The organism is [Mycobacterium] manitobense, assembly GCF_025821665.1.
Classification (GTDB): Bacteria; Actinomycetota; Actinomycetes; order Mycobacteriales; family Mycobacteriaceae; genus Mycobacterium; species Mycobacterium arseniciresistens.
In genome coordinates, this window is sequence record NZ_JACKSJ010000273.1 from 1 (window position 1) to 26947 (window position 26947).

Here is a 26947-nt window from a genome sequence, read left to right on the forward strand (position 1 = left end):
GCCGGTGCGGGCGTGGCTCTGGGCCTGCTGTCGGGCAGCCTCGCGACCGCGGGCGAGGCAGCGGTGGTGGCCGCGCCCAAGGCCGTGCGCACCACGCGGGAGGCGTTCGCCTGCGCGCTGAGCCGCGGACTCACCGCGCGCCATGGCGGCCTGGTGCTCCATCCGCGGGCGCTGCGCAGCCTGGATCGTGTCGACACCGTGATCGTCGATCCGCGCGCGCTGCACACCGAGGAGCTCATGGTCAGCCGGGTCCGTGGCGTCACCGACTCCGGCCGCAGCCGCGCGTGGGACGCCGCGCGCCGAGCTCTTGCCGACGGAAAGCTGGACGCCGGTTGGCATTCCGTGGCGGACATACCGGACGCCGGCGACGACGGCGAGGTGCTCGTCAGCCATGTCCGTGATCCGCACGCGGCGGCGGTGGTGGCCGAGGCGCGCCGGTCCAGGCCCCGGGTGGTGTCCATCGCCGATGACGGATTACGTTCTCTGGCACAGGGATTCGATAATCTGCACCCGGTTGGCGAGTCTATCGACGACGCACTCGCCGAAGCCGTCTCGGCGGCGAAGGCCGACGGCGCCACCGTCGCGCTGCTCAGCACCGCCGACATGACGACGCCCCACGGCGCGGACGTCACCATCGGTGTCATCCGGGACGGTAGGCCGCCGGTCTGGAGTGCTGACCTCCTGGTCGAGGACCTCACCGGGGTATGGCGGTTGCTGCACGCCCTGCCCGCCGCGCGCGACGCGAGCGACAAGGGCGTTCGGCTGTCGCTGTCGGGTTCATCGCTCGGTGCGCTGATGCTGATCCCCGGCGTGCCCGGCCGCGGCCCCGTCTCGGTCCACGCCAGCGCGATGGCCGGATTGCTGTCCGGCTACGCCGCGGGCAACCGGGTGATGTCGGACCCGCTGCCCAACCCCGAACCCGGCCACGACTGGCATGCGCTGCCGGTCGACGAGGTGCGCGACCTGCTGCCCCAGCCCGCCGAATCCCTGTCCGGCGACACCACGGGTATTCCGGTGCCGATGCCGCTGCGTCGCGCGGCCGCCGGAACATGGCGACTGACAAACGATTTCGTCGGTGCCATGCGGACCAACCTGGCTGACCCGCTGACACCGATCCTGCTGACCGGTGCGATGGCCAGCGCCCTGCTCGGCTCACCCTTCGACGCCGCCCTCGTCAGCAGTGTGCTGCTGGGCAATGCGGCGCTGTCGGCCGAGCAGCAGGTGCACGCCGAGCGGGTGCTGCGTCGCCTGCTCGCCGTGCAGGACCCACCGGCGCGCCGGCGCACCGCCGACGGCGCCGACGAGGAGGTGCCCGCCATTCGGCTGCGGCCCGGTGACGTCATCGAGATCCGTTCGGGCGAGGTTGTTCCCGCCGACGCCCGGGTCATCGAGGCGACCAATGTCGAGGTCGACGAGTCGTCATTGACCGGCGAGTCGCTGCCGGTGGCCAAGCAGACCGGTGCGACGCCGGGAGCACCGCTGGCCGAGCGGGCGGGCATGCTCTACGCCGGATCGACCGTCGTGGCGGGCACGGCGGTCGGCATCGTCACCGCGGTGGGCTCCGCCTCCGAGATGCAACGCGCCATGGCGATGACGCCGTCGAAGTCCCGCGAGATCGGGCTGCAGGCCCAGCTGCGCCGCATCACCGGCCGCGCACTGCCGTGGAGTCTCGGCGGCGGCGCCCTGGTGGCGGTGTTGAGCATGCTGCGCCGCACCCCGCTGCGCGAGTCGGTGTCCAGTGCGGTCGGCGTGGTGGTCGCCGCCGTGCCCGAGGGGCTGCCGCTGGTTGCGACGCTGGCGCAGCTGGCCGCGGCGCGCAGGCTTTCCGGGGAGTCGGTGCTGATCCGCAATCCGCACTCGATCGAGGCGATGGCCCGGGTGAAGGTGGTCTGCTTCGACAAGACCGGCACCCTCAGTGAGAACCGGCTGCAGGTCAAGGCCCTTCGTGCCGTCCAGGGACGCACCGAGGACGACGTGCTCGCCGGCGCGGCGGCCACGATCGTCGTCACGAACGGGCAGCGCACCGAACACGCCACCGACGACGCCATCCTGCGAGCCGCAGACGTCGACGGCAGCGCCGTGCCGGATGCGGTGCTGCCCTTCCAGTCCGGCCGGCCGTTCGCCGCGGCGCTCACCGGCACCCGGCTGACCATCAAGGGCGCACCCGAGCGGATCCTCTCCGGGCTCGCCGGCGACGCCGCCGAGATGTCGCGGCTGCTGGACGAGATGACCGCCGACGGGCTGCGGGTGCTCGCCGTCGCCGAACGCGAGCTGAGTGACGAGGAGGCCCGGGCGGCGGCCGCGGATCCGGAGAGGTTCGAGCGGATGTGCGGCAGCAATCTGCGGCCCGTGGGGGTGGTCGGTCTGGCGGACACCCTGCGTCCCGCCGCCCGCGATCTGCTGGCGCAGCTCCACGAGCGCGGCATCGGGGTGCGCCTGCTCACCGGTGACCACCCCGTCACCGCGGCCGTGGTGGCCAACGACCTCGGACTCGACGTCGACCCGGACGACGTCGTCACCGGCGACGCCTGGGAGAACATGTCGGCCGAGGAGCGGGCCGACGCAGTGGCCCACCGCGTGGTGTTCGCCCGGATGTCGCCGGAGCACAAGATCGACGTGGTGCAGGCACTCGAGCGCATCGACCTGGTGACGGCGATGGTCGGCGACGGCGCGAACGACGCCGCGGCGATCCGCGCGGCCAGTGTGGGCGTCGGGGTGGCGGCCCGTGGCAGCGATCCGGCCCGCACCGCCGCGGACGTGATGCTGCTCGACGGGCACATCGAGGCGCTGCTCGATGCGATCGACGAGGGCAACCAGCTGTGGCGCCGCGTGCAGTCGGCGGTGTCGGTGCTGTTGGGCGGCAACGCCGGTGAGGTGTGCTTCGCACTCATCAGTTCGCTGCTGACCGGCCGTTCCGTGCTCAATGCCCGGCAGATGCTGCTGGTCAACATGCTCACCGATGCGCTGCCGGCGGCGGCGCTGGCGGTCAGTCAGCAGGTCGAGAACGGGCAGGCCGACCGTGACGAGGACGCGATGTGGCGCGCCATCGCCATTCGTGGCGCGGCCACCACCGGCGGCGCCACCGCGGCGTGGATGATGGCCAGGCTCACCGGGACGCAGCGCCGCGCCGCGACGGCCGCCCTGATCGGGCTGGTGTCCACGCAGATGCTGCAGACGCTGATCGACTCGCGTGCACCGCTGGTGGTGGCCACCAACGTGGGCACGTTCGCGGTGATGATCGGGGTCATCAGCGTGCCGGGGATCAGCCACCTGTTCGGCTGCACACCGGTCGGCCCGGTGGCGTGGGGTCAGGCCTTCGCGGCGGCGCTGGCGGCCACGGCCGCGTCGGCGGTGGCCCCGGGTCTGCTCGCCCGGTTCACCGGAGTCGGTTCAGTCGTCCTCGATGACGACCACGCCGGCCCGCACGAGCAGGGCGTAGAGGTCGCACAGCGGAGGGGTGAGGACGCGGACCGCGCCGCCGAGAAGCGCGTCCTGTCCGAGTCCGGCAAGTAGGTTGCCCATGACTTCGCAAGGTAGAGGCCGCGATCGCCGCTCCGGTGAGGGACACGCCACGGAGCGGACAACGGAAGGTGACGAACAGGTGACCGAGAACGGGGATTCCCATCGGGAGACCGCACGTCGCGTCGCGGGCGCGGACCGCTTCGCACTCCAGCTGCCGGTGCTCGGCCGGGTGCCCTTCCCGCGCCCCGACCAGCTGGCCTTCTACGGGGCATTGGCGGCGCTGGTGGCGGTCGAACTCGTGGAGTGGCCGGTGGCGGTGGCGATCGGAGCCGGCCACGCTCTGATCAGCGGCCGCTCCATGGAAAAATCAGCTGATCCGGCATCGTCACAGGAATAATTACGGCACGCTTTGCCGTCCCTCGTAAAATGTCTGTAGGATGACCGTGCTTCGAGTGCGAACGTTCGCCGCGGTGCGGATCTCCTGGAGCAGGTCTTCGAGCGCCCGCGCCGAGCCGACCCGCACCAGCAGCATGTAGCTCTCGTCGCCGGCCACCGAATGGCAGGACTCGATGGCCGCTATGTGCTCGAGCCGGGTGGGCGCATCATCGGGCTGGGACGGATCGAGAGGGGTGATGGCGACGAACGCGGACAGTTGGTGGCCGACCGTCTCCGGGTTCAGCCGAGCCTGGTATCCGGTGACGACGCCGCGCGATTCCAGCCTGCGCACCCGTGACTGCACAGCCGACACCGACAGGCCGGCGCTCGCCGCGAGGTGGGCCAGCGTGGCCCGCCCGTCGGCCACCAGCTCGCGGGCCAGGATCCGGTCGATCTCGTCGAGCGGCGCCGACCGGTGCGGATGTTCGTCGGCATCGACCATGGCCGCACTGTATCGCTCCACACCCCGGGAAGAAGGGACATCATGACCACAACGACCACCACGGCGCCGCTGCCGACGGCGGCCGAATTGCGCGCCCGGGTGGCGGACGCGTTGCGCGCCATCGGCTCCCGTGTCGAGCTCGGCGAACCCGGCGCACCCGGCCTGCCCGCGAGCACGCCGATCACCGGCGAGGTGCTCGGCACCGTCACCGAGACCACCGGCCCGGAGACCGACGCCGCCATCGCCGAGGCGGCGCAGGCGTTCACGGTGTGGCGCACGACACCTGCCCCGGTGCGCGGCGCCCTGGTGGCGCGGCTGGGTGAACTCCTCGTCGAGCACAAGTCCGACCTCGCCGCCCTTGTGACCGTCGAGGCAGGCAAGATCGGCGCCGAGGCCCTCGGCGAGGTGCAGGAGATGATCGACATCTGCCAGTTCGCGGTGGGTTTGTCGCGGCAGCTCTACGGCCGCACCATCGCCTCCGAGCGGCCCGGCCACCGACTCATGGAGAACTGGCACCCGCTCGGCGTCGTCGGCGTCGTCACGGCGTTCAACTTCCCGGTGGCCGTGTGGTCCTGGAACACCGCCGTGGCACTGGTGTGCGGCGACACCGTGGTGTGGAAGCCCTCAGAGCTCACCCCGTTGACGGCTCTGGCGTGCCAGGCACTGATCGAGCGGGCGGCGGCTGACGTCGGCGCGCCACCTGCGGTCAGCCGGCTGGTGCTGGGCGGGCGTGAGGTCGGCGAGCGGCTCATCGACGATCCGCGCGTCGCCCTGGTCTCGGCGACCGGTTCGGTGCGGATGGGCCGCGAGGTCGGACCGCGGGTTGCCCAGCGGTTCGGCAAGGTGCTGTTGGAGCTCGGCGGCAACAATGCCGCGATCGTGACGCCCTCGGCGGACCTGGATCTCGCCGTCCGCGCGATCGTGTTCTCCGCGGCGGGCACGGCGGGGCAGCGCTGCACGACGATGCGCAGACTGATCGTGCACCGGTCGGTGGCCGACGAGCTCGTCGACCGCATCGTCGCCGCGTATCGCCAGTTGCCGGTGGGCGATCCGAGCGTAGACGGCACTCTGGTCGGGCCGCTGATCCACGAAACCGCGTACCGGGACATGGTCGGAGCCCTGGAGCAGGCCCGCGCCGACGGCGGCGAGGTCTTCGGTGGCGAGCGGTGCATGTTCGGCGGAGACGCGGGCGACACCTCGTTCTACGTGACGCCCGCCGTGGTGCGGATGCCCGCGCAGACCGACCTGGTGCACACGGAGACCTTCGCGCCGATCCTCTACGTGCTCACCTACGACGAGCTCGACGAGGCCATCGAGCTCAACAACGCCGTGCCGCAGGGCCTTTCGTCGGCGATCTTCACCCTCGACGTGCGGGAGGCCGAGCGGTTCCTGGCCGCCGACGGCTCGGACTGCGGCATCGCCAACGTCAACATCGGCACCTCGGGCGCCGAGATCGGCGGGGCGTTCGGCGGCGAGAAGCAGACGGGCGGCGGCCGCGAATCCGGATCGGACTCGTGGAAGGCCTACATGCGCCGGGCGACCAACACCGTCAACTACTCGTCGGAGCTTCCCCTGGCCCAGGGCGTGCACTTCGGCTAGCCACGGGGTGGGGTTCGGCGCGTTCTCGTGGACAGCCTGCGATGCGAGATTGACGTGGCGCAGGCCCCTTCCCGTACTTTCGCTGCGTAGCGTCAATCTCACGACGGCGACGGGCGACGGGTCGCTGACCTCAGCCGTTCTTTCTCGCTGAGTTCTTCGCAGGGGTCTTCTTCGCCGAAGTCTTCTTCGCGGCGGACTTCTTGGCCGCTGACGTCTTGGCGGGCGACTTCCTGGCGGCCTTCTTCGCGGGAGTCTTCTTCGCGGGAGTCTTCTTGACGGGAGTCTTCTTGGCGGGAGTCTTCTTCGCGGGTGCCTTCTTGGCGGCGGGCGCCGGCCTCGCCGGTGCGGGAGCCTGCTTCACCGGAGCGGGGTCCCGCACCGGCGTGAGCACGCGAACCGTGGGAGCCGGCGACGGTGGCGGCGCACTCCCCCGCCCGCCCAGCCGGCGCGCGACCAGCGCGGCACCGCCGACGGTCACCAGCACCGGCCACTCGACCAACCCCGCGGCGCCGACCGCACCGAACGTGAGCAACGCCGCAGGCGTGGAGTGTGATCCGTCTCTGAGCCCATTGCGAATTCCGGCGGCGGTGCCGGTGACGCCTCCGACGATGCCGTTGATCGCGGCTCCGCTCACCGCGCCGGCCGCCGCCGTGGCGGCGCTCGCGGTGCCGGCGACGAATCGCGCCGTACTGCGGACGATGTTCATGGTCATCACCTGCCTCATCGATAAACACGGGGAGTACCCGCATCGCGAGACCGGTAACCGGCGAGACTGGTGGCATGCAGATCGAAGACAGTGTCGTCATCGTCACCGGGGCGGGGTCCGGCATCGGCCGGGCACTGGCCGCCGAATTCGCGGCGCACGGCGCCGCCGTCGTGGCCGGTGACATCGACGCGGCGGCCGTGCAGGCCACCGCGGCCGAGGTGGGTGGGCGGGTCGTCGCGATGCGGGCAGACGCCGCGGACGCCGACGACATCGCCGCGTTGATCGACAAGGCCCGCACCGAGTTCGGCCCGGTGGACTGCTATGTCGCCAACGCCGGCATCATCGGCGCACCCGGCCTCGGCGACGAGCGCGACTGGGACCGGATCCTCGACGTCAACCTGCGCGCCCACATCCGCGCCGCCACCGCGCTGGTGCCCGAGTGGTTACAGCGCGGCAGCGGGCACTTCGTGGCGGTGGCATCAGCGGCAGGGCTGCTCACCCAAATCGGCGCGGCCGGGTACGCGGTGAGCAAGCACGCCGCCGTGGGGTTCGCCGAGTGGCTCGCCATCACCTACGGCGACGACGGCGTCGGGGTCACCTGCGTCTGCCCGATGGGCGTGGACACGGCGCTGCTGCAGACGATCCGAGCATCCGCCGACACCGCGGTACGCCTGAGCGCGGACTCCGTCGTCAACGCGGGCACCGTCGTTGAACCGGCCGACGTCGCGAGGCAGACCGTCGCGGCGGTGCGCGACGGCGCGTTCCGGGTGCTGCCGCATCCGGAGGTCGCGGGGATGGTGGCGCAGAAGGCGGCCGACCACGACCGCTGGATCACCGGGATGCGGCGCTACCAACGTTCGCTGCGCACGGACTAGCGGCGCTGCAGTTCCAGCCGGAAGTCGCGCGGCATCATCGTCAGCCGCTCGGCGACCTGCAATTCGTAGCCGGGTTCGGGGATCAGGTCGTAGCGCCGGATCAGCGCGGCCAGCATCAGCACGCCCTCGTGCAGCGCGAACTGCCTTCCGATGCAGGACCGTTCGCCGGTGCCGAACGGCTTGTACAGCCCGCCGGGGCGGGACCGGACCCGCTCGGGCGCGAACCGGTCCGGGTCGAACGCGTCCGGGTCGGGGCCCCACCGGGGGTCGCGGTGCAGGGTGGAGGTCAGGGCGAGCGCCCAGTCACCTGCCCTCATCGGATGCACGCCGCCGAGCACGGTGTCGGCGCGGGCGGCGCGGTAGTAACCGGGCACCGTCGGCTGCAGCCGCAGCGATTCGTCGAGCACGCGGCGCACGTAGCGCAGCTTGGCGATCCGGTCGAAGTCCGGGCGATCGTCCTCGCCCCACACCTCGGACACCTCGGCGCGCGCCCTGGCCGCCACGTCCGGGTGCTGCGCCAAGTAGTGCAACGCGAAGGACATTGCGCCCGAGGTGGTTTCGTGACCCGCGATGAGGAAGTTGAGCAGCTGATAGCGGATGTTGGCGGCGTCGAGATCGGAGCCGAGCATCGTGTCGAGCAGGTCGTCGTGGCGGCCCAGGCCGACGGCGCGGCGTTCGGCCACGATCTCGTCGGCGAGGCCGTGCAGATAGGCCGCGTGGCGGCGCACCCGGCGCTCGGCGAGGCGGGTGACGGCGTCGGGCAGGAAGGTCTCCCGCAGCACGCCGACGTAGTCCGAACCCTTGAGCGCCGCGACCATGTGGTCGACGAACGGGTGGGTCTGCTCGGTGGCGAAGCAGCCGAAGGAGTATCCCGCCGCGCAGCGGCCGATGGTCTCCAGGGTGGCACGCGTGGTGTCCGCCGAGACGTCGACCGTGCTGCCCTCACTCGCCCGGTCGTCCCAGCGAGCGGTGAGTTCGGCGGTGACGTCGAGCATGACCGAGTGGTAGCGCCGCATGGCGGCCTGGCTGAAGGCCGGCATCAGCAGGTCGTGGGCACGCCGCCAGTTCGGCTCGTCGTTGTAGGCGGTGAACAGCCCGTCGCCGCCGATCACCCGCAGCGCCTCGATGTCGGGTCCGATGTGCTTGCAGAATCGCGACTCGTCGTTGAGGTCGGTGACCATGTCGGCGGCGGCGGCGATCACCCAGCGTGCGCCGAGGAAGGTGAACTCGAAGATGGGCCCCAGCCGCGCCATGTCGACCGCCGACTGACTCGGGGTGTCGGCGTGGAAGCCGAACACGTCACCCAGCAGAGGGATGCGCCACGGCGGGTGCGGCAGGGCAGCATGGTCGCGCCGGTGAGTTCGCATAGTTCGGTGTCCAACCGCCGATCGTCGACGTGCAAGCGACGCCTAGCGTCTCACGTGACGGTCACACCGATCTGCGCTACGTCCCGTCCTGAGTCAGCTGGGCCACATCGAGGCTGAACCGGAACTCGACGTCGTTGCGGGCCAGCCGATCGAAGGCGTCGCCGATCGCCGATGTCGGCAGCACCTCCACGTCAGCGGAGATGCCGTGCTCGGCGGCGAATTGCAGCATGCGCCGGGTGGCAGGCCGGCCGCCGCCCCCAGCGACCGTGAGGTTGCGGCCGAGCATGGTCAGCGGGTTGACCGACGTCGACTCCAACGCGCCCACGAGACACAGTGTGCCGCCGTACTTCAGGGCGAGCGAGTAGCCGGACAGGTCGTGGGCGACGGCCACCGTGTCGATGATGAAGTCGTAGCGATTCCGAGCCTCGGCCATCTGCTCGCTGTCCGTGGACACCACCACCCGGCGGACGCCGAGACGTCGCGCGGCGTGCGCTTTGGCCGGCGATGTGGTGAACAGGTCGACCTCAGCGCCGAGCGCCGAGGCGAACTTCACGGCGAGATGGCCCAGGCCGCCGAGGCCGACCACTCCCACCGACATCCCGGGCCCGACCTTCCACTGCTCGATCGGTTCCCACACCGTGATGCCGGCGCACATCAGCGGTGCCACGCCTGCCGCGTCCAATCCGTCGGGAAGGTGGTAGGCGAAGCCCTCGGTGACGACGTATTCCGTCGAATAGGCGCCATGGGTGGGACGTCCGTCGCGCCGGTCGATCCCGCCGTAGGTCAGGGTCGGGAACTCGTCGCAGAACTGCTCGTGACCGCCGGTGCACATCTCGCACACTCCGCAGGAATCCACGATGTTGCCGACTGCCACGGCGTCACCGACGGTGAACCCGCTCACCGCGTCGCCGATCGCGGTGACCTCGCCGACGAACTCGTGACCGGGGACGAGCGGGAATGTGTCGCCGTAGGCCGGTTCTCCGTGCCACGCATGGAGGTCGGTGTGGCAGATACCGCAGTAGGTGATGCGGACCGCGAGATCGTCGGGTCGCAGATCGCGGCGTTCGAAGTCCCACTCGGCCAACGGCCGGCCGGCTGCGTGGGCGGCCAACCCTCGGACTCGTCTCGCCATCGTCACTCTCCCTGTAATAAACCAACTAGTCTGTTTGAACTATGCCACGGATGCTGCGTCAAACCAACCAGTCGGTCTACTCTCGGCCCATGCAGACGGCGCCTACCGCCCGTGGCGAGGCCACCCGACGACGCCTGATGGACGCGGCGGCGGCCGAATTCGCCGAACGCGGCATCGCGGGGGCCCGGGTGGACCGGATCGTGGCCGCAGCCCGGTCGAACAAGGCGCAGCTGTACCAGTACTTCGGCAGTAAGGACCGCCTCTTCGACGCGGTCTTCGAACATCACGTCGCCTGGCTGGTCGACGAGGTGCCGCTGGACGCAAGCGATCTGGCCGCTTACGCCATCGCGCTCTACGACATCTGCCTCAGGCGTCCCGCGCTGGTCCGGCTCGCCGCGTGGATGCGGTTGGAGCGCGTACCCACCGGCGACCTGCTGCCCGGCGGGCGGGACGCCGAGAAGCACGCGCTCATCCGCTCAGCGCAGGAAGCGGGCGACATCGACCCGTCGCTCGACCCGGTCGACGTGCTGTCCATGCTGACCGCGATCGCGTTGAGCTGGTCACCGGCGTCGCTTCAGGTCACGGCGTCGGCACGGGAGCCCCGCGCCGCGCACGAGCGCCGCCGCGCCGCGCTCGCCGCAGCGGTACGCCATGCCTTCCACGACCGCGCCACGGACCGGTCGCGCATCCAGCATCGGTAACGAGTCCCGTCTGGCAATATCAGCAATCAAATGCATCGAACAGCCACCGAGGGCGGGAGCGACGTGCGCAGGTACGTGGTCCGTCGCGCGAGCTCCTCGTGAGGCCCGCCGGAACCGCATCACCACCCACGCGCCGGGAGCTGGACGCGGCGGCCGCCGGCGACGGCCTCGAGGTGGCGTTCCAGCCCATCGTCTCGCTGCCCGGCGGGGAACGAGTCGGATTCGAGGCCCTGGCGCGGTGGGATCACCTCGGCGACGGTGACGCCGGCGAAGTCTTCGCCCATGCCGCGCGAACCGGCCGCGCGGGTGCGCTGGAACGCAAATGCATCGAGACGGCTGTCGTCGGCGCGCTGGACGCCGGCTTGCCGCCGGGCAGCGCCGTGTTCATCAACTGCGAGGCGACGACGCCCTACCTCAGCCGTGCCGACAGCCAGATACTGGCGCACGGCGCCGAACGCTTCCAGATCGTCTTCGAAGTGACCGAACGCAGCCTGCTCGCCCACCCGCCCGATCTCTTGCGGAAGGTGGTTGCGATGCGGATGGACGGGTTCGCCTTCGCGCTCGACGATGTCGGCTCAGATCTGAACTCACTGGCACTGCTCGACGTGCTGGCGCCTGACGTCATCAAGCTCGACCTCGCGCTCGTACAGTCACAACCCCACTATCGGCAGGCACGGACGTGGGCTGCAGTGCTGGCACACCACGAGCACGCAGGCGCGCTCGTGCTGGCCGAGGGGATCGAGACGGCCGAGCATCTCCATCGCGCGCTGGCGCTGGGCGCGACACTGGGACAGGGCTTCCGGTTCGGGCGTCCCAGCCCGTTGAGCTCCGGGGCGAGCACCGGTGTGCTGCCGCCGGCGATCAGGACACAATCGCCATGCGTCGATCCGGGATCTCCGTTCGCGGCGGTGGGAGGCAATCCGGTTCTCCGCCGGCAACGCAGGGACACGGTCCTCGCTCTGTCGTTATCGCTCGAACAACAGGCGCTGGAGGCCCCCGATCCCCCGATGGTGCTCGCCGCTCTGCAAGACGCACGATTCTTCACCGGAGACACCCGGAACCGCTATCGACGTCTCGCGACACACAGCCCGTTGGTCGCCGTGTTCGGCCGCGACGTCGCCGACGACCTCGGCGGCGGCATCAGAGGGGTGCCACTTGCGGACGGCGATTCTCTCGAGAGCCAGTGGATCGTCCTCGCGTTGGGGGCGAACATCTCTGCCGCTCTGGTGTCCCGTGAAGTCACCGATCCCGGGCCTGCGAGCACCTGCACCGACCGGCGTTTCGATGTGGCGCTCACCAATGACCGCGCCCTGGTCACCAAGGTGGCGCGTCAGCTCCTCACCCGCATGCTGACCCCTCCGGAGCCGTGAGACTCGAGGTGTTGTTCGGATGACGCGGGCTCAACAGGAGTGGACCATCACGAGCCATCAGGCGCTAACATCCCCGTAAATTAGTTGCTGTGCCACGCGCGCGGTCTCGTCGACCGAGCGGCACTGCACAGGTCGTTGGTGAGTGCCGCGTTGGGGGTTCGGGTTGCTGGCGTATGAGAGAGGTGTGGTGTTCGGCCGCCTCGTCCGCGAGTGGTGGAGTTCGCCGATCGACTACGCCGCGCAGGTGCAGTACTTCAGACGGGCGATGTCGGGGGCGGTCCAGATCCTGATCGGAGTCGGCACGGGACTGGACGCGGTCATCTCGGCCGTCATCCTGTTACCGTCCGCGAGCACCGTCGCGTCGCAGGTCGCCGTGGCCGTGTTCGTCGCGCTGCAAGCCTTCTGGGCATGGGTCTGGGTGTGCCGGGAGTGGCCGTCGCGGCGAATGTCCCTTGCATTCGTCGTATCCGCCGACATCGCCATCACCGCGATGGTGCTACTCGATACAAACTGGGTGCTGGCATCGTTCGGGTTCAGCTTCTTCACCATGCTGTCGGTGTACCTGATCTTCTTCGACGGCCCGAAAGCGCTTGCGAGCCATGTGGTGTGGATCCTCGCGACGGTGGCCGCCTTCGCCGTGCACCTCGCCGCCGAAGCGCAACTCGACGTCACCGAATTCACCGTGAAGACGGTTGTCTCGGTGGCACTGGTGGTCGGCACACCGCTGGGCATCCAAGCCGCGATCTGGGCGCTGCGCAACGACGCCAACGAATCCGTCACCGATCCGCTGACCGGTCTCCTCAACCGGCGCGGCCTGCACGCGCAGGTCGAGGACCTCGTGCGCGACGCCGCCACGACGAACAGCGAGGTGAGCGTGATGGTCGTCGACCTGGATCGCTTCAAAGCGATCAACGACAAATTCGGTCACACGGTGGGCGATGCGGTCCTGATCCGTTGCGCACGCCGGATCAAGTCCGCGGTTCGCGGCAGCGCACTGGTGGCGCGCCTCGGCGGCGAGGAATTCGTCATCGTCGACCTGGCGGACCCGCACAGCCGCGCCGCGCAGGACTTCGACCGCGTCCGTGACGCGATCGCCGCACCGACGGAGTACGCGATCACCGCAAGCGTCGGCATCGCCAGCACAGCGGTCACCGGCTCCGCCGCACGCCGGGTCGATGCGGTGGCGCTGCTCGACACCATGATCGAGCGCGCCGACCGTGCGATGTTCGACGCGAAGCGCAACGGCGGAAACGCCACGGTGCAGCTACACCGGTGAGTGAACCGGAGTGAACGCGCACGCGATGGGGTAGTCGGGCGGGATGACTTCGCCAGGACTGATCGTCATCGGCAGCGGGCCGGCCGGTGTGAGCGCCGCGGAGGCCTTCCGGCAACGGGATTCACGCTCGCCCGTCACCATCATCACCGAGGACGCCGCGCTGCCCTATCAGCGGCCGCCGCTGAGCAAGGAGTTCCTGCGCGGGGAGGCCGAAGCCGGCGACGCGGAGCTGCATCCCGCCGACTGGTTCTCCGAGAACGACGTGCAGATCGTGCGGAGTTCCCGGGTGGACGCCATCGACGTGGCAGAACGCATCGTGCGGGTGGACGGGACGACTCTCCCCTACCGCTCACTGGTGCTGGCCAGCGGCGCCGGCCCGGTCGCGCCGTCGTTTCCGGGCGGCGATACCACGCTGCTGCTGCGCTCGATGGCCGACGCACAGCGCCTACGCGAGACCGCGGAGCGCTCGACGTCGGCGGTGGTGATCGGCGCCGGCTTCATCGGCTGTGAGGCGGCCGCCTCGCTGGCCATGCGCGGCGTCTCGGCGACCCTCGTCGCGCCCAGCGCCGCGCCGCAGGCCAAACGTCTCGGGGAACGGGCGGGCGCCCGGATCGTCGACATGCTGAACGCAGCGGGCGCCCGCTACACCGGCAGCGTCAAGGTCGAGGCCGTCGAGAGCGGCGCCGTCCGCCTCGATGACGGCACCTCCATCTCCGCCGACCTGATCCTGGCGGCCACCGGCGTCCATCCGCGGTCGACGCTCGCTGAATCCGCCGGACTCGCCGTCGACGACGGGCGGGTCCTGGTCGACGGCGGCATGCGGACATCGGCCGACGGCGTGTTCGCGGCAGGCGACGTGGCCTGGGCACACAATGCCGCGGCGGGCCGCCGCATCGCGGTCGAGCACTGGCAGGACGCGGTGGATCAGGGCGCCGTCGCGGGCGCCAACGCCGCCGGCGCCGCCGATCAGTGGTCCTCGGTGCCGGGATTCTGGACGACGATCGGCGAGGCGACGCTGAAGTACCACGCGTGGGGCGACGGCCACGACGAGGCACATTTCGTCGAGCGCGAGGACGGCTTCACGGTCTGGTACGAGCGCGGGGGCGCGGTCGTCGGCGTGCTGACCCACAACGCCGACGACGACTACGACCGCGGCGAGGAACTGGTCGAGAAGGGCCGGCCGCTGCCCGCCGACGTGCGCGCCTGACCTCGTCGGGACGACATGTCGGTGGGTGGGGGCACCATGGTGGGGTGGCTGTCCAGACCGATCCGCTCGCCCGCTTCAGTGCGCTGACGCGGGAGTGGTTCACGGGCACCTTCCCGGCGCCCACCGACGCGCAGACCCAGGCCTGGGAGGCCATCGCCGACGGGCACAACACGCTGGTCATCGCACCCACCGGCTCCGGCAAGACGCTTGCGGCGTTCCTGTGGGCCATCGACCGGCTCGCCGAGGCCGAACCCCGCCCGGCGACGGCGGGCACCCGGGTGCTCTACGTCTCGCCGCTCAAGGCGCTGGCCGTCGACGTCGAGCGCAACCTGCGCACCCCGCTGACCGGCATTGCCCGCATCGCCGAGCGGCACGGCATGCCCGCGCCCGACATCAGCGTCGGCGTGCGCTCCGGTGACACCACACCCGCGCAGCGCCGGGAACTGATCACCCGCCCGCCCGACATCCTCATCACCACTCCCGAGTCGCTGTTCCTGATGCTCACCTCCGCCGCCCGCGACACGCTGGCCGAGGTGCAGACGGTGATCGTCGACGAAGTGCACGCCGTGGCGGCCACCAAGCGCGGCGCCCACCTCGCGGTGTCCCTGGAGCGGCTCGACCAGCTGTTGGACCGTCCCGCGCAGCGGATCGGGCTGTCGGCGACCGTGCGGCCGCCCGAGGAGGTCGCCCGGTTCCTGTCCGGCCAGGCCCCGGCCACCGTCGTCGCGCCGCCCGCGACCAAGACGTTCGACCTGGCGGTGCAGGTCCCGGTGCCGGACATGGCCGACCTCGAGAACAACACGATCTGGCCCGACGTCGAGGAGCAGATCGTCGACCTGATCGAGGCGCACCGCTCGTCGATCGTGTTCGCCAACTCGCGCCGCCTCGCCGAACGGCTGACGTCGCGGCTCAACGAGATCCACGCCGAGCGCGCCGGCGTCGACCTTGGCAACGAGCCCAACGGGAAGGTCGGTGGCGGCGCACCCGCGCAGGTGATGGCCAGCGGGGTGTCGATGGGCGCGGACCTGCTGCTCGCCAAGGCCCACCACGGCTCGGTGAGCAAGGAACAGCGCGCGATCGTCGAGGACGACCTCAAGAGCGGGCGGCTCAAGGCCGTCGTCGCGACCTCCAGCCTCGAACTGGGCATCGACATGGGCTCGGTCGACCTGGTGATCCAGGTGGAGTCGCCGCCGTCGGTGGCCAGCGGGCTGCAGCGCATCGGGCGCGCCGGCCACCAGGTCGGGGAAATCTCGCAGGGGGTGCTGTTCCCCAAGCACCGCACCGACCTCATCGGCTGCGCGGTGACCGTGCAGCGGATGCTGGCCGGCGCGATCGAGACCATGCGGGTGCCGGCGAACCCGCTCGACGTGCTGGCCCAGCAGACGGTGGCGGCCGCCGCGCTCGAGCCGCTCGACGCCGACCGCTGGTTCGAGGCCGTCCGGCGCAGCGCACCGTTCGCGACGCTGCCGCGTAGCGCGTTCGAGGCCACGCTCGACCTGTTGTCGGGCAAGTACCCGTCGACCGAATTCGCCGAGCTGCGGCCGCGGCTGGTCTACGACCGTGACACCGGCACGCTGACCGCACGGCCCGGCGCGCAACGACTGGCCGTCACCTCCGGCGGCGCCATCCCCGACCGCGGTCTGTTCACCGTCTACCTCGCCACCGACTCCGAAAAACCTTCGCGCGTCGGCGAACTCGACGAGGAGATGGTCTACGAGTCGCGGCCCGGCGACGTCATATCGCTCGGGGCCACGAGCTGGCGGATCACCGAGATCACCCACGACCGCGTGCTGGTCGTCCCGGCGCCCGGACAGCCGGCGCGGCTGCCGTTCTGGCGCGGCGACGGCGTGGGCCGGCCGGCCGAGCTCGGCGCCGCCGTCGGTGCGTTCACCGGCGAACTGGCCGGGCTGGCCGCCGACGAGTACGTAAAGCGATGCCAGGCAATGGGTTTCAACGACTACGCCACCGACAACCTGCGGCGGTTGCTCGACGACCAGCGCGAGGCCACCGGTGTGGTGCCCACCGACACCACGTTCGTGGTGGAGCGGTTCCGCGACGAACTCGGCGACTGGCGGGTGATCCTGCACTCCCCCTACGGGCTGCGCGTGCACGGCCCGCTCGCGCTGGCGGTCGGGCGACGGCTGCGCGAGCGCTACGGCATCGACGAGAAACCCACCGCCTCCGACGACGGCATCATCGTGCGGCTCCCAGACACCGATGTCACCTCTGGGGAGGCGATCTCGTTCGCCGACCTGTTCGTCTTCGACGCCGACGAGATCGAGCCGATCGTCACCGCCGAGGTGGGCGGCTCGGCGCTGTTCGCCTCGCGCTTCCGCGAATGCGCGGCCCGCGCTCTGCTGCTCCCGCGCCGCCACCCGGGAAAGCGGTCGCCGCTGTGGCATCAGCGCCAGCGCGCGGCGCAGCTGCTCGACGTCGCCCGCAAGTACCCCGACTTCCCGATCGTGCTCGAGGCGGTGCGCGAGGTCCTGCAGGACGTGTACGACGTGCCCGCCCTGACCGAGCTGATGCACCGGGTGGCTCAGCGCCGGCTGCGGATCGTCGAGGTCGAGACGGCCACGCCGTCGCCGTTCGCGGCGTCGCTGTTGTTCGGTTACGTCGGCGCGTTCATGTACGAGGGCGACAGTCCGCTGGCCGAGCGGCGCGCCGCCGCACTGTCATTGGACAGTGTTCTGCTGGCCGAACTGCTCGGCCGGGTTGAACTGCGCGAGCTGCTCGACGCCGATGTCATCGCCGCCACCATCCGCCAGCTGCAGCACCTCGCCGAGGACCGGCGCGCCCGCGACGCCGAAGGGGTGGCCGACCTGCTGCGGCTGCTCGGACCACTGACCGAGGCCGAGGTCGCCGAGCGCGCGACCACCGACGACGTCGCCGGCTGGCTCGACGGCCTGCTGGCGGCCAAGCGCGCTCTGCGGGTGAATTTCGCCGACCGCACGTGGTGGGTCACCGTCGAGGACATCGGCCTGCTGCGCGACGGGATCGGCGTGGCGGTGCCCGTCGGAGTGCCCGCGACGTTCCTGGCCAATGTGACCGACCCGCTCGGCGAGCTGCTCGGCCGCTACGCCCGCACCAATGGGCCCTTCAACACCGGTGAGGCCGCCGCACGGTTCGGCCTCGGGGTCCGGGTCGCCGCCGACGTGCTGGGCCGGATGGCGGTCGACGGAAAGCTGGTGCGCGGCGAGTTCACCGACGTGGCGTCACCCGGCGCGGTCGGCGGCGAACAGTGGTGTGACGCCGACGTTCTGAAGATCCTGCGACGCCGCTCGCTGGCCGCGCTGCGGGCGCAGGTCGAGCCGGTCAGCACCGCCGCTTATGCCCGCTTCCTGCCGGCGTGGCAACAGGTCGGGTCGGCACACAGTTCGGGAATCGACGGCCTGGCGACCGTGATCGACCAGCTCGCCGGGGCGCCGATACCGGCGTCGGCCATCGAGCCGCTGGTGTTCGCCCAGCGGGTGCGTGACTACCAGCCGGCCATGCTCGACGAGCTGCTCGCCTCAGGCGAGGTGACCTGGTCGGGGGTGGGCCCGATCGGCAGCGGCGACGGCTGGATCGCGTTCCACCCGGCCGACTCGGCGCCGCTCACGCTCACCGCGCCGATGGAGATCGAGTTCACCGACACCCACCGGGCGATCATGGAGACCCTTGGGGTGGGCGGCGCGTATTTCTTCCGCCAGCTCACCGGCGATGACGGCGACTCGGTGAAACAGGCGCTGTGGGAACTGATCTGGTCCGGCTGGGTCACCGGTGACACATTCGCGCCGGTGCGCGCGAAGCTGACCGGCCCCAGGCGGTCGGGCGGTCGGCGGGCGGGCGCCCCGGCGCATCGGCAGCGGCAGCGGGCGCCTCGGTTGAGTCGCTACAGCGTCGCGCATGCGCAGGTCCGCACGTCGGACCCGACGGTGGCCGGGCGGTGGTCGGCGCTGCCTGCCGCCGAACCGGACTCCACAATGCGCGCGCATCTGCTCGCCGACGTGCTGCTGAGCCGGCACGGGGTGCTGACCAAGGGCGCGGCCGCCGCGGAGGGTGTGCCCGGCGGGTTCGCGATGCTCTATAAGGTGCTGACCGCGTTCGAGGACGCCGGCCGTTGCCAGCGCGGCTATTTCGTGGAGTCGCTCGGTGGCGCGCAGTTCGCGGTGGCGTCCACCGTCGACCGGCTTCGGACCTATCTCGACGGCGTGGACAAGGAGCGGCCTGAGTACCACGCGGTGGTGCTCGCCGCGGCCGATCCGGCCAACCCGTACGGCGCGGCGCTGCCGTGGCCCACCCGCAGGTCGGCCGACGGGGACGGACGGGAAGACGCCGCGCACCGGCCGGGCCGCAAGGCCGGCGCGCTCGTCGCCCTGGTGGACGGGCAGCTGACGTGGTTCCTCGAGCGCGGCGGCCGGTCGCTGCTCAGCTTCACCCAGGACGCCGAGGCCCACCACGCGGCGGGCGCCGCGCTGGCTGAACTGGTCGCCGCGGGCCGGGTGCCGTCGCTACTCGTCGAGAAGGTTGACGGCGCTGCCGTTCTCGATCCGGGTGCCGGTGGTCAGCACGCGGCGGTGCAGCAGGCGCTGACCGATGCCGGGTTCAGCCGCACGCCGCGCGGCCTGCGGTTGCGCTAGTTACCTCAGGACGCCGGAGCAGACGAGCGATCGGTGCCGCTGCCGGCATCCGACCGCTCTGGGCCCTCGGAGTCGGCATCATCCTGCGACTGCGCGCCGCGGGTGTCCGACTTCGTGCGGGTGAGGGACTCGACGGCCTTCCGCACCGAGCCGTGCACCGAACGGATCCCATCGCCGGGCTTGTATCCCCCGGACGTCGACTTCTCGGTCGACTCGGTCTTCGCTGCCGGCTTGACGCGGTTGATGCGCCACGATTTCTTCGGCGGCGCCGGCTCGACGGCTGTCTTCGCGCCGAGGTCGGAGCCGGCCGCAGTGGTAGCGGGCGCTGGCGGCGTGTTGGCGGTCGTTCGCGCGTTGTCGCCGTCCTGCAACGTCGCCGCGGGCGATCCCAGAGAGCCCAGCGCCTGGACGGTCTGAACGGCGCCGGCGGCGACCGACTGCGCGTCGTCGGCCCACTGGTCCGGGCCCGGCAACAGTTTGAAGGGCACGGGCTCGCTGGGGAACTCGTCACCGGGTCCGGGACGGTCGTAGGCGGTTTCGATGACCGCCCGAAGGAAGGGGTCCAGCGCCTTGATGACCTCGTCCGGCACGCCGATCGACTTCAGCGGCATGGTGAGCGGCAGGTCGCCGGGCTTGTTCTCGATCAAGATGTCGGTGACGTTGCCGTATTCAGTGACGATTGCGCCGTTGGCCGGCAGCTCGTCAGTCGCTGTCACATCCTGGTAGTAGCCGCTGTGCAGGTAGACGTAGCCCAGGATCGCGTTCGCATCGGCGACCGGGTTGAGGAAGTACACAGGAGCGTCGGCCACCCCGTCGTACTGCTTGGTGACCTGGATGATCTTCGTCTCGCCGGACGTCGTGCCTTCACCGAAGGTCGCGCCGACGAGGGGCAGCGTGAATGCGGGGAACCGGGTCAGCAGACCGCCGTCGTTGCGCCGCGGGTTGGCGGCGAGGATCACGACGACGTTGCTCGGGGTGTAGCCGGATTCCTCGTCTGCTTCGAGGTCCTTGATGGCCCGCACCACGGCGCTGGCGCCCTGCGAGTAGCCGACGACGTAGAGGGTTTCGGTGCTCTCGTCAGCGAGGATCTCGGTCTTGAGCTTGTCGACGGCTTCCTGCTCCGACTCGTCGAACGTCGGTGCGCCGAGGCCATGGCTCAGGATGCTCACAATCCCCAAAGAGCCGGGGTAGTCGACGAACTTGTTGTTCGGGAAATTGTCGTAACGACCGTCGAAGCTCTTCGTCATCCGTCCCGTGTTGGAACCAAGGGGATTCGAACCGGGGGGATCATCCCTGTCCGTCAGGAACGGCGACACCGTGCCGTCGACGAATATGGTCGTCGTAGCGGCGGCCAATCCCACCTCGGCGATGGTCGGGTTCGTCGCGCACACGGCGGCCAGCGCTCCGGCCACCGGAAGCGCCAGACCCGTCGTGACCACCGGCGCCAGCTTCATCCGACGCGCATGCTTGCGATGTTTGCCCACTGCCATCCCCACCAGGTTCCCGACCCCACCTGGCGATCGCGCAGGTCCGCGCTGAGTGTAGCGGTGCCTGCAGGCAGAACGCAGTCCGGCGCGGCTATCCGTCACAAACGGTCACCGCCCGTCATCTCGTCCATTGAAACTTCAACGAAAGTTTGCGGAACGTCGAGCGCATGGGGCGGCCGGTAGGTTTCGACATATCCGTCCACCGTTACCGAGGAGCAGCGCAGCGATGCCCGAGGGCGACACCGTCTACCGCACCGCCACCGCCCTGCGCGAGGGGCTGGTCGGCAAGACCGTGACGCGTTGCGACGTCCGGGTGCCGCGGTACGCCGCGGTGGACCTCACCGGCGACGTCGTCGACGAGGTGCTCACCCGGGGCAAGCACCTGTTCATCCGCATCGGCGCGGCGAGCATCCACTCGCACCTGAAGATGGACGGCAGCTGGAAGGTCAATCCGGTCTCCCGGCCCAGCCGCGCCGGCCACCGCATCCGGATCATCCTGGAGGCCGGCGAGGGCGCAAACGCCGTGCAGGCCGCCGGCATCGACCTGGGCGTCCTCGAGGTGCTCGAACGGGCGCACGACGTCGATGCCGTCGCACACCTCGGGCCGGACCTGCTGGGTGTGGACTGGGAGCCGCGGACCGCGGCGGCGAATCTGGCCGCCGACCCCGATCGTGCGCTGTCTGAGGCGCTGCTGGACCAGCGGGTGATGGCCGGCGTCGGAAATGTCTACGCCAACGAGATCTGTTTCGTCTTCGGGCATCTGCCCACCACACCCGTCGGCGAGATCAAGGATCCACTCCGGGTGGTGCAGAGGTCACGGGACATGTTGTGGCTCAACCGGGATCGATGGAATCGCACCACCACCGGCGACACCAGGCCCGGCCGCGACGTCTGGGTGTACGGCAGGGCCGGAAAGCCGTGTCGCCGCTGCGGCACACCCATCAGGCGTGACGACAGCGGCGACCGGATCAGTTACTGGTGCCCGAACTGTCAGCGTTGACTCAGCACCGCGAGACTACGGTTGTTGACGGAAATCGCGGGGAAATGCGTCAACAACCGTAGTCTCGGCGGTCATTTCGGGAGGGCCAGCCGGACGATCTTGCGCACCACGGTCGCGAACTGGCGCGGCAGCGGGCCGCTGTTGTACGGAACGCCGTAGCGGCGGCAGATGTCCTGCACCTGTGTCGAGATCTCGGCGTGCCGGAAAGCCGGGATGTCGGGGAACAGGTGGTGCTCGATCTGGAACGACAAGTTGCCGCTCAGCAGGTGGAACAGCTTGCCGCCGGTGAGGTTCGCCGAGCCGAGGACCTGGCGGAAGTACCACTGGCCGCGGGTCTCGGCCTTGGTCTCCTCGATGCTGAACTCCTGCACGTCCTCCGGGAAGTGGCCGCAGAAGATGATCATGTACGACCACACGTTGCGCATCAGGTTGGCGGTCAGGTTTCCGGTGAACACCCACGGCGCGAACGGGCCGGCCAGCAACGGGAACGCCACGTAGTCCTTCATGGTCTGCCGCTTGGTCTTCGCCCAGATACCCTTCAGCACCTCACGCTTGTCGGCGATCGAGATCTCACCGGACGTGATGCGCTCTGTCTCCATCTCGTGCAGGGCGACGCCGTACTGGAACAGCACCATCAGCAGGAACGCGTACACCGGGTTGCCCAGGAAGTACGGCTTCCACCGCTGGTCCTCGCTCATCCGCAGGATGCCGTAACCGATGTCGCGGTCCATGCCGACGATGTTGGTGTAGGTGTGGTGCATGTAGTTGTGCGAGTGCCGCCACTGGTCGGCCGGGCAGGCGGTGTCCCACTCGAACTTCTTGCCCGACAACGCCGGATCGCCGGTCCAGTCGTACTGGCCGTGCATGATGTTGTGGCCGATCTCCATGTTGTCGATGATCTTCGACAACCCGAGCATCGCGGTGCCGGCCAGCCAGAACGGCGGGAAGATTCCACCGAACAGCAGTGCCCGGCCGCCGACCTCGAGGGTGCGCTGCGCCTTGATGACGCGCCGGATGTAGGTGGTGTCGCGCTCGCCGAGGTCGGCGATCACGCGCTCGCGCAGCGCATCCAGTTCGCGGCCGAAGGCCTCGGTCTGTTCGGGTGTCAGCCGGATGGTGCGGCCGGCGACGGTCTTCTCCAGGGTCCTCTGCGCGGGATTCGCGGCGGGGACGTCGGTTTCGGGTGTGGTGATCTCGGGAGTGGTCGTGATGGTCATGACTTTTCTCCTTTCTTAGAGCGCGAGGTCGACGTCACCGACGGGGACGGACACGCAGATCTGCACGTCCTCCTCGTCGGTGCCCGACACCGCGCCGGTGATCAGGTTCTTGACGGCGCCGCGGGTCTTGCGGCGGGTACAGCTGTGGCAGATGCCCATCCGGCATCCGCTCTCCGGGGTGAGACCGGCCGACTCGGCCTGTTCGAGCAGTGGCCGTCCGTCGTCGGTGACGTCGACTCCGCTGTCGGCGAACGCGACGCGCCCGCCGGTCGCCCCCGACAGGTCGAACACCGGCGGCACGAAGCTCTCCGACAGCGCCTGGGGGAAGTGCTCGCGCACCGCCGCGACGAGTGCCGGCGGCCCGCACACGTAGACCGCGTCAGGTTCGGGCATCGCGGCGGCGATGTGCTCGACGCCGAACCGGCCGGTGAGGTCACTGCCGGCGGTGTCGCGGGTGAAGCCGTGCAGCACGCGCACGCCGGACATGGCCCGGAGTTCGTCGCGGTAGCAGGCCTCAGCCGCGCTGCGGGCGTAGTGGACGAACGCGACCTTCCGGTCCGACCCCTCGGCCCGCATGGTGCGCAGCATCGACATCACGGGGGTGATGCCGCTGCCGCCGGAGACGAAGAGGACACGCCGCGGTCGCGCAACAGGCAGCGTGAAGTCGCCACCGACCGAGTCGAGACCGACGATCATGCCCGGGCGCGCGTGGTCGAACAGGTGTGTCGAGACCAGGCCGCCGTCGTGGCGGCCGATGGTCAGCTCGATGTGGCGGGCGCCCTCGGCGCTGGCCGGTGAGTAGCAGCGGGTGCGGCGGCGGCCGTCGATCTCGACCGACAGGTTGATGTGCTGCCCCGCCCGGAACCCCTGAAAGGCCAGGTTCGGCTCCAGGGTCAGGGTCACGCTGCGCGGCGTCTGCCGCGCGACGGCGACCACCTTGGCCCGGGCGTCGCCCATGGTCCAGGTCGGTGCGACGAGTTCGGTGTACCGGTCGACGCCGTGCGGCCCCGTGAGCAGGTCGACCAGCGGCGAGGCGAGCACCCTGTCTCGAAAGCCCCGCGTCAAAGTTTGAGTGAACATGTGTACACCGTGCAGCAGTACGGTAGGGTTCGTCAATGATATGAGTGCAGATAGTGGTGGGGTTCACACAGTGAACAGTCGTTCGCCGAAGTCACATACAGGCAGGTCAGGAAAGTCCCGCTCGCGGGATTCCCTCACGCGCGAGGAGCGTAAGGAGGCCACCCGCAGGGCCATCGTCGCCGCGTCCCTTGCACTCCTGGAGAACCGCAGTTTCAGCGCACTGAGCCTGCGTGAGGTGACCCGCGCCGCAGGCATCGCGCCCACCGCGTTCTACCGGCACTTCGAGTCGATGGATGCCCTGGGACTGGTCCTCATCGACGAGTCATTCCGGTCGCTGCGCGACATGCTGCGCGGCGCCCGCGCCGGCAAGCTCGATCCCAACCGGGTGATCGAATCCTCGGTCGAGATCCTCGTCGCCGGAGTGCACGCCCGCCGCGAGCACTGGCGCTTCATCGGACGCGAGCGCTCCAGCGGGGTCAGCGTCCTGCGCTATGCGATCCGCACCGAGATCCGCCTCATCACCTCGGAGCTGGCGATCGACCTCGCCCGCTTCCCCGGCCTGACCGGCTGGAGCAGCGAGGACCTGAACATCCTGGCCAGTTTGTTCGTCAATGCCATGATCTCGATCGCCGAAGCCATCGAGGACACCGCAGACTCCTCCGGCACCGCCCTCGACGAGATCAAGCGGACCGCGATCAAGCAGTTGCGGATGATCGTCGTCGGGATCGCCGGCTGGCGCAGCGCGGACTGACCGCTCAGGGCCTACGTCCGGCGCGAGGGCGTTAGCGTGTCGGCCATGCCCACCCTTGACCTGTCCCGCCCGCGGCCCGACGTCACCGTGATCACGCTGAACCGGCCCGAGAAGCTCAACGCGCTGTCCTACGAGCTCGTCGAGGAGCTGCACAGCGCGATCGACGGCATCGTGGCCGACAACGAGTGCCGGGTGGTGGTGCTCACCGGAGCGGGCCGCGGATTCTGCTCGGGCCTGGACCTCACGGCGCCGAACCCACCGGAAGCTGCGGGTGGAACGGAGTTTCCGCGCTCGGGGATGCGATGGCAGGAGCGCATCGCGGAGCTCACCACGCGGCTGCACCGGTTGCGCCAGCCGGTGATCGCCGCCGTCAACGGCCCGGCCTACGGCGGCGGGTTCGCGATCGCCCTGGCCGCCGACATCCGCATCGCCGCCGAATCCGCCCGGTTCTGCACGCAGTTCATCAAACTCGGTCTCGGCGGGTGTGACATCGGCGTCAGCTACACGCTGCCTCGGATCATCGGCGCCGGACCCGCGTTCGACCTGATCCTGACCGCGCGCGACGTCGACGCCGCCGAGGCGCTGCGACTCGGAATCGTCTCCCGGCTGTCACAGGACGGCTCGGTGCTCGACGATGCGCTCGCGGTGGCCGAAACACTCTGCGGCTACGGCAAGTTCGGCCTCGAGTCGACCAAGCAGGTGCTGTGGGCGAACCTGGACGCCGGCTGCCTCGAGACGGCGCTGCAGGTGGAGAATCGCAGTCAGATCCTGGCGTCCACCAGCGGCGAGATGGCCGCTGCGAGTGAGGCGTTCCGCCACCGGCGGCTGTGAACGGTCACTCGAGGAGCCAGAGGACGAGTGCGATGAGGACCGGTACGGCACACAGGCCGTACAACGCATACCGCGGCACCCGCTCCCACCGCGGCGAGACGACCATCAGCAGTATCGCGCCCAGACACCCGAGCACCAGCAGCGCCGCCTTCATCAGGGACATCTCGAAGGACACGGTCGCCACCCCGATGCCGACGAGGACGCCGGGCAGCAGCACCAGCGGCACTTGATGATTCGGGATCCCCAGGGGCAGGGGCGCCAGCGACGTCGATCCGGGCAGGTCGAGATCCGGCCGATGGTGCCGCAGCCAATCGCCGATCGGCCCGGCCGTCCACTGCTCGTCGAACTCATGCGGGAAGATCACGGCGCCGTCGCGGCCCAGGATCGCCCACGCGCGGGCCGTCGACCACCGCGGCGACATCGGCATCATCTCGACGCTCTCGATGCCGCGCCAGGAGACTTCGGCGACCTTGCCGCGCCGCGCCAGCAGCAGGCCGCCGGGGTGCAGCGTCAGGCGCTGACCGGCTTCGCCACGGCGGATCCGGGTGCTGTCCGACCCGTCCAATTCGACCGGTTCGTTGAAAGATTGGTCCACGGTTTCTAGCGGGGAGTCCCGCCGCCGTCCACGATGATCGCCTGGCCGGTCAGGTAACTGCCCGCGTCGGAGACGAGGAGCAGTGCGGCGCCGACCATCTCGTCGGGTGAGGCGAGCCGCTTCTGCAGCGTCGCGTTCGCCATGGCGTCGATCACCTCGGTCGGATTGTTGCGCATCATGTCGGTGTCGACGGGGCCCGGGGCCAGTGCGTTGACCCGGATGCCGAACGGGGCGTACGCGGCGGCCATCGACCGCGTGAACGACAGCAGCGCGGCCTTGCCCGCGGCGTACATGGACACCCCGGGCGCGAAGTTGAACGCGCCCACCGACACGGTGTTGAGCACCGCCGCCGCGGGGCTGGCCTTGAGGTGCGGCAGCGCCTGCTGCACCAGGAACACCGGCCCACGCAGGTTCACCTCGAACGACTTCGTCCACGCCTCCGGCGTCATCTCACCGAGCGGTTGGGCGAGCGCATTGGCCGCGTTGTTGACCACCACGTCGATGCCGCCGAACTCGTCGGCGGCGCGGGTGACCAGTGCGTCGAGAGCCTCGAGGTCACCCAGGTGCGTGGGCACGCCGATGGCACGGCCGCCGAGTCCGCGCAGGTGCGCCGCGGCCTGCTCACAGGCGTCGGCTTTGCGGCTGGCCACCACGACGTCGGCGCCTGCGAGGACGAACCCCTCGGCGAGTGCCAGCCCGATACCGCGGGTGCCGCCGGTGACGACGACGGTGCGGCCGGTGAGGTCGAAGAGGCGGTCGAACGCTGAGCGATCCACGGCGTCAGTAGACCAT

The 26947-nt window shown here is 70.1% G+C and carries 20 protein-coding genes and 1 pseudogene; 12 read left to right on the forward strand and 9 right to left on the reverse strand.

Features of this window, described 5'->3' with window-relative positions:
* Positions 1 to 3513 (forward strand): cation-translocating P-type ATPase (locus tag H7I41_RS29880; RefSeq protein WP_264016278.1); only part of this gene is annotated, 3513 nt, incomplete at its 5' end.
* Between the two features lie 88 nt (positions 3514 to 3601).
* Positions 3602 to 3859, forward strand: a complete 258-nt coding sequence (locus H7I41_RS29885) for a hypothetical protein (RefSeq protein WP_264016279.1) — start codon at positions 3602 to 3604, stop codon at positions 3857 to 3859.
* On the opposite strand, the gene H7I41_RS29890 is transcribed toward H7I41_RS29885, so the two are convergent.
* The gene (locus H7I41_RS29890) at positions 3860 to 4339 is read right to left on the reverse strand and encodes an Lrp/AsnC family transcriptional regulator (protein WP_264016281.1); all 480 of its coding nucleotides are present in this window, start codon (positions 4337 to 4339) and stop codon (positions 3860 to 3862) included.
* A 42-nt stretch (positions 4340 to 4381) separates the two neighbouring features.
* On the opposite strand from H7I41_RS29890, the gene amaB reads away from it, so the two are divergent.
* Positions 4382 to 5938, forward strand: coding sequence for an L-piperidine-6-carboxylate dehydrogenase (amaB, locus tag H7I41_RS29895; RefSeq protein ID WP_276010014.1), 1557 nt, complete (start codon positions 4382 to 4384; stop codon positions 5936 to 5938).
* A gap of 280 nt (positions 5939 to 6218) precedes the next feature.
* Here amaB and H7I41_RS29900 read toward each other — a convergent pair.
* Positions 6219 to 6644, reverse strand: a pseudogene (locus tag H7I41_RS29900) (hypothetical protein); the annotation flags it as partial.
* A 74-nt stretch (positions 6645 to 6718) separates the two neighbouring features.
* Here H7I41_RS29900 and H7I41_RS29905 point away from each other — a divergent pair.
* Positions 6719 to 7519 (forward strand): SDR family oxidoreductase, encoded by an 801-nt coding sequence (locus H7I41_RS29905; protein WP_264016282.1) that lies wholly within the window; start codon positions 6719 to 6721, stop codon positions 7517 to 7519.
* Here the strand turns inward: H7I41_RS29905 and H7I41_RS29910 are convergent.
* Both H7I41_RS29910 and H7I41_RS29915 read right to left on the reverse strand, forming a co-directional pair.
* Entirely contained in the window at positions 7516 to 8886 is a 1371-nt protein-coding gene (locus H7I41_RS29910) for a cytochrome P450 (RefSeq protein ID WP_264016283.1), read from the reverse strand. The two genes, H7I41_RS29905 and H7I41_RS29910, sit on opposite strands and share 4 nt — an antisense overlap.
* 76 nt (positions 8887 to 8962) lie before the next feature.
* Positions 8963 to 10018: an NAD(P)-dependent alcohol dehydrogenase gene (locus tag H7I41_RS29915; protein WP_264016284.1), complete on the reverse strand. Its 1056-nt coding sequence runs from the start codon at positions 10016 to 10018 to the stop codon at positions 8963 to 8965.
* An 89-nt stretch (positions 10019 to 10107) separates the two neighbouring features.
* Between H7I41_RS29915 and H7I41_RS29920 the strand changes: the two genes are divergently transcribed.
* The 5 genes from H7I41_RS29920 (at position 10108) to H7I41_RS29940 (ending at position 19194) form a co-directional block, all read left to right on the forward strand.
* Entirely contained in the window at positions 10108 to 10719 is a 612-nt protein-coding gene (locus tag H7I41_RS29920; protein ID WP_264016285.1) for a TetR family transcriptional regulator, read from the forward strand.
* A 98-nt stretch (positions 10720 to 10817) separates the two neighbouring features.
* A complete protein-coding gene (locus tag H7I41_RS29925) occupies positions 10818 to 12089 on the forward strand; it encodes a sensor domain-containing phosphodiesterase (protein WP_264016286.1) in 1272 nt (423 codons plus the stop codon).
* 187 nt (positions 12090 to 12276) lie between these two features.
* Positions 12277 to 13365: a GGDEF domain-containing protein gene (locus H7I41_RS29930; RefSeq protein WP_264016287.1), complete on the forward strand. Its 1089-nt coding sequence runs from the start codon at positions 12277 to 12279 to the stop codon at positions 13363 to 13365.
* 43 nt (positions 13366 to 13408) lie between these two features.
* Positions 13409 to 14572: an NAD(P)/FAD-dependent oxidoreductase gene (locus H7I41_RS29935; RefSeq protein WP_264016288.1), complete on the forward strand. Its 1164-nt coding sequence runs from the start codon at positions 13409 to 13411 to the stop codon at positions 14570 to 14572.
* Positions 14573 to 14616: 44 nt separating this feature from the next.
* On the forward strand, positions 14617 to 19194 hold the full coding sequence (locus tag H7I41_RS29940) for an ATP-dependent helicase (RefSeq protein ID WP_264016289.1): 4578 nt from the start codon (positions 14617 to 14619) through the stop codon (positions 19192 to 19194).
* A gap of 5 nt (positions 19195 to 19199) precedes the next feature.
* Here the strand turns inward: H7I41_RS29940 and H7I41_RS29945 are convergent, their stop codons facing one another.
* The gene (locus H7I41_RS29945; protein ID WP_264016290.1) at positions 19200 to 20684 is read right to left on the reverse strand and encodes a PE-PPE domain-containing protein; all 1485 of its coding nucleotides are present in this window, start codon (positions 20682 to 20684) and stop codon (positions 19200 to 19202) included.
* A 223-nt stretch (positions 20685 to 20907) separates the two neighbouring features.
* Between H7I41_RS29945 and nei2 the strand changes: the two genes are divergently transcribed.
* The gene (gene nei2 / locus H7I41_RS29950) at positions 20908 to 21681 is read left to right on the forward strand and encodes an endonuclease VIII Nei2 (RefSeq protein ID WP_264016291.1); all 774 of its coding nucleotides are present in this window, start codon (positions 20908 to 20910) and stop codon (positions 21679 to 21681) included.
* Between the two features lie 71 nt (positions 21682 to 21752).
* Here the strand turns inward: nei2 and H7I41_RS29955 are convergent, their stop codons facing one another.
* Both H7I41_RS29955 and H7I41_RS29960 read right to left on the reverse strand, forming a co-directional pair.
* Positions 21753 to 22898 (reverse strand): fatty acid desaturase family protein, encoded by a 1146-nt coding sequence (locus H7I41_RS29955; RefSeq protein ID WP_264016292.1) that lies wholly within the window; start codon positions 22896 to 22898, stop codon positions 21753 to 21755.
* Between the two features lie 15 nt (positions 22899 to 22913).
* Positions 22914 to 23978 carry a ferredoxin reductase gene (locus tag H7I41_RS29960; RefSeq protein WP_264016293.1) on the reverse strand — a complete coding sequence of 355 codons (1065 nt, stop codon included), beginning with the start codon at positions 23976 to 23978 and terminating at the stop codon, positions 22914 to 22916.
* 70 nt (positions 23979 to 24048) lie between these two features.
* Here H7I41_RS29960 and H7I41_RS29965 point away from each other — a divergent pair, with 70 nt between their 5' ends.
* Positions 24049 to 24729 carry a TetR family transcriptional regulator gene (locus tag H7I41_RS29965; RefSeq protein ID WP_264016294.1) on the forward strand — a complete coding sequence of 227 codons (681 nt, stop codon included), beginning with the start codon at positions 24049 to 24051 and terminating at the stop codon, positions 24727 to 24729.
* A gap of 45 nt (positions 24730 to 24774) precedes the next feature.
* Positions 24775 to 25560 (forward strand): enoyl-CoA hydratase/isomerase family protein, encoded by a 786-nt coding sequence (locus H7I41_RS29970; protein WP_264016295.1) that lies wholly within the window; start codon positions 24775 to 24777, stop codon positions 25558 to 25560.
* Positions 25561 to 25564: 4 nt separating this feature from the next.
* Here the strand turns inward: H7I41_RS29970 and H7I41_RS29975 are convergent, their stop codons facing one another.
* Positions 25565 to 26155: a hypothetical protein gene (locus tag H7I41_RS29975; protein ID WP_264016296.1), complete on the reverse strand. Its 591-nt coding sequence runs from the start codon at positions 26153 to 26155 to the stop codon at positions 25565 to 25567.
* Between the two features lie 5 nt (positions 26156 to 26160).
* Positions 26161 to 26931 carry an SDR family NAD(P)-dependent oxidoreductase gene (locus H7I41_RS29980; RefSeq protein ID WP_264016297.1) on the reverse strand — a complete coding sequence of 257 codons (771 nt, stop codon included), beginning with the start codon at positions 26929 to 26931 and terminating at the stop codon, positions 26161 to 26163.
* Between the last annotated feature and the right edge of the window lie 16 nt (positions 26932 to 26947).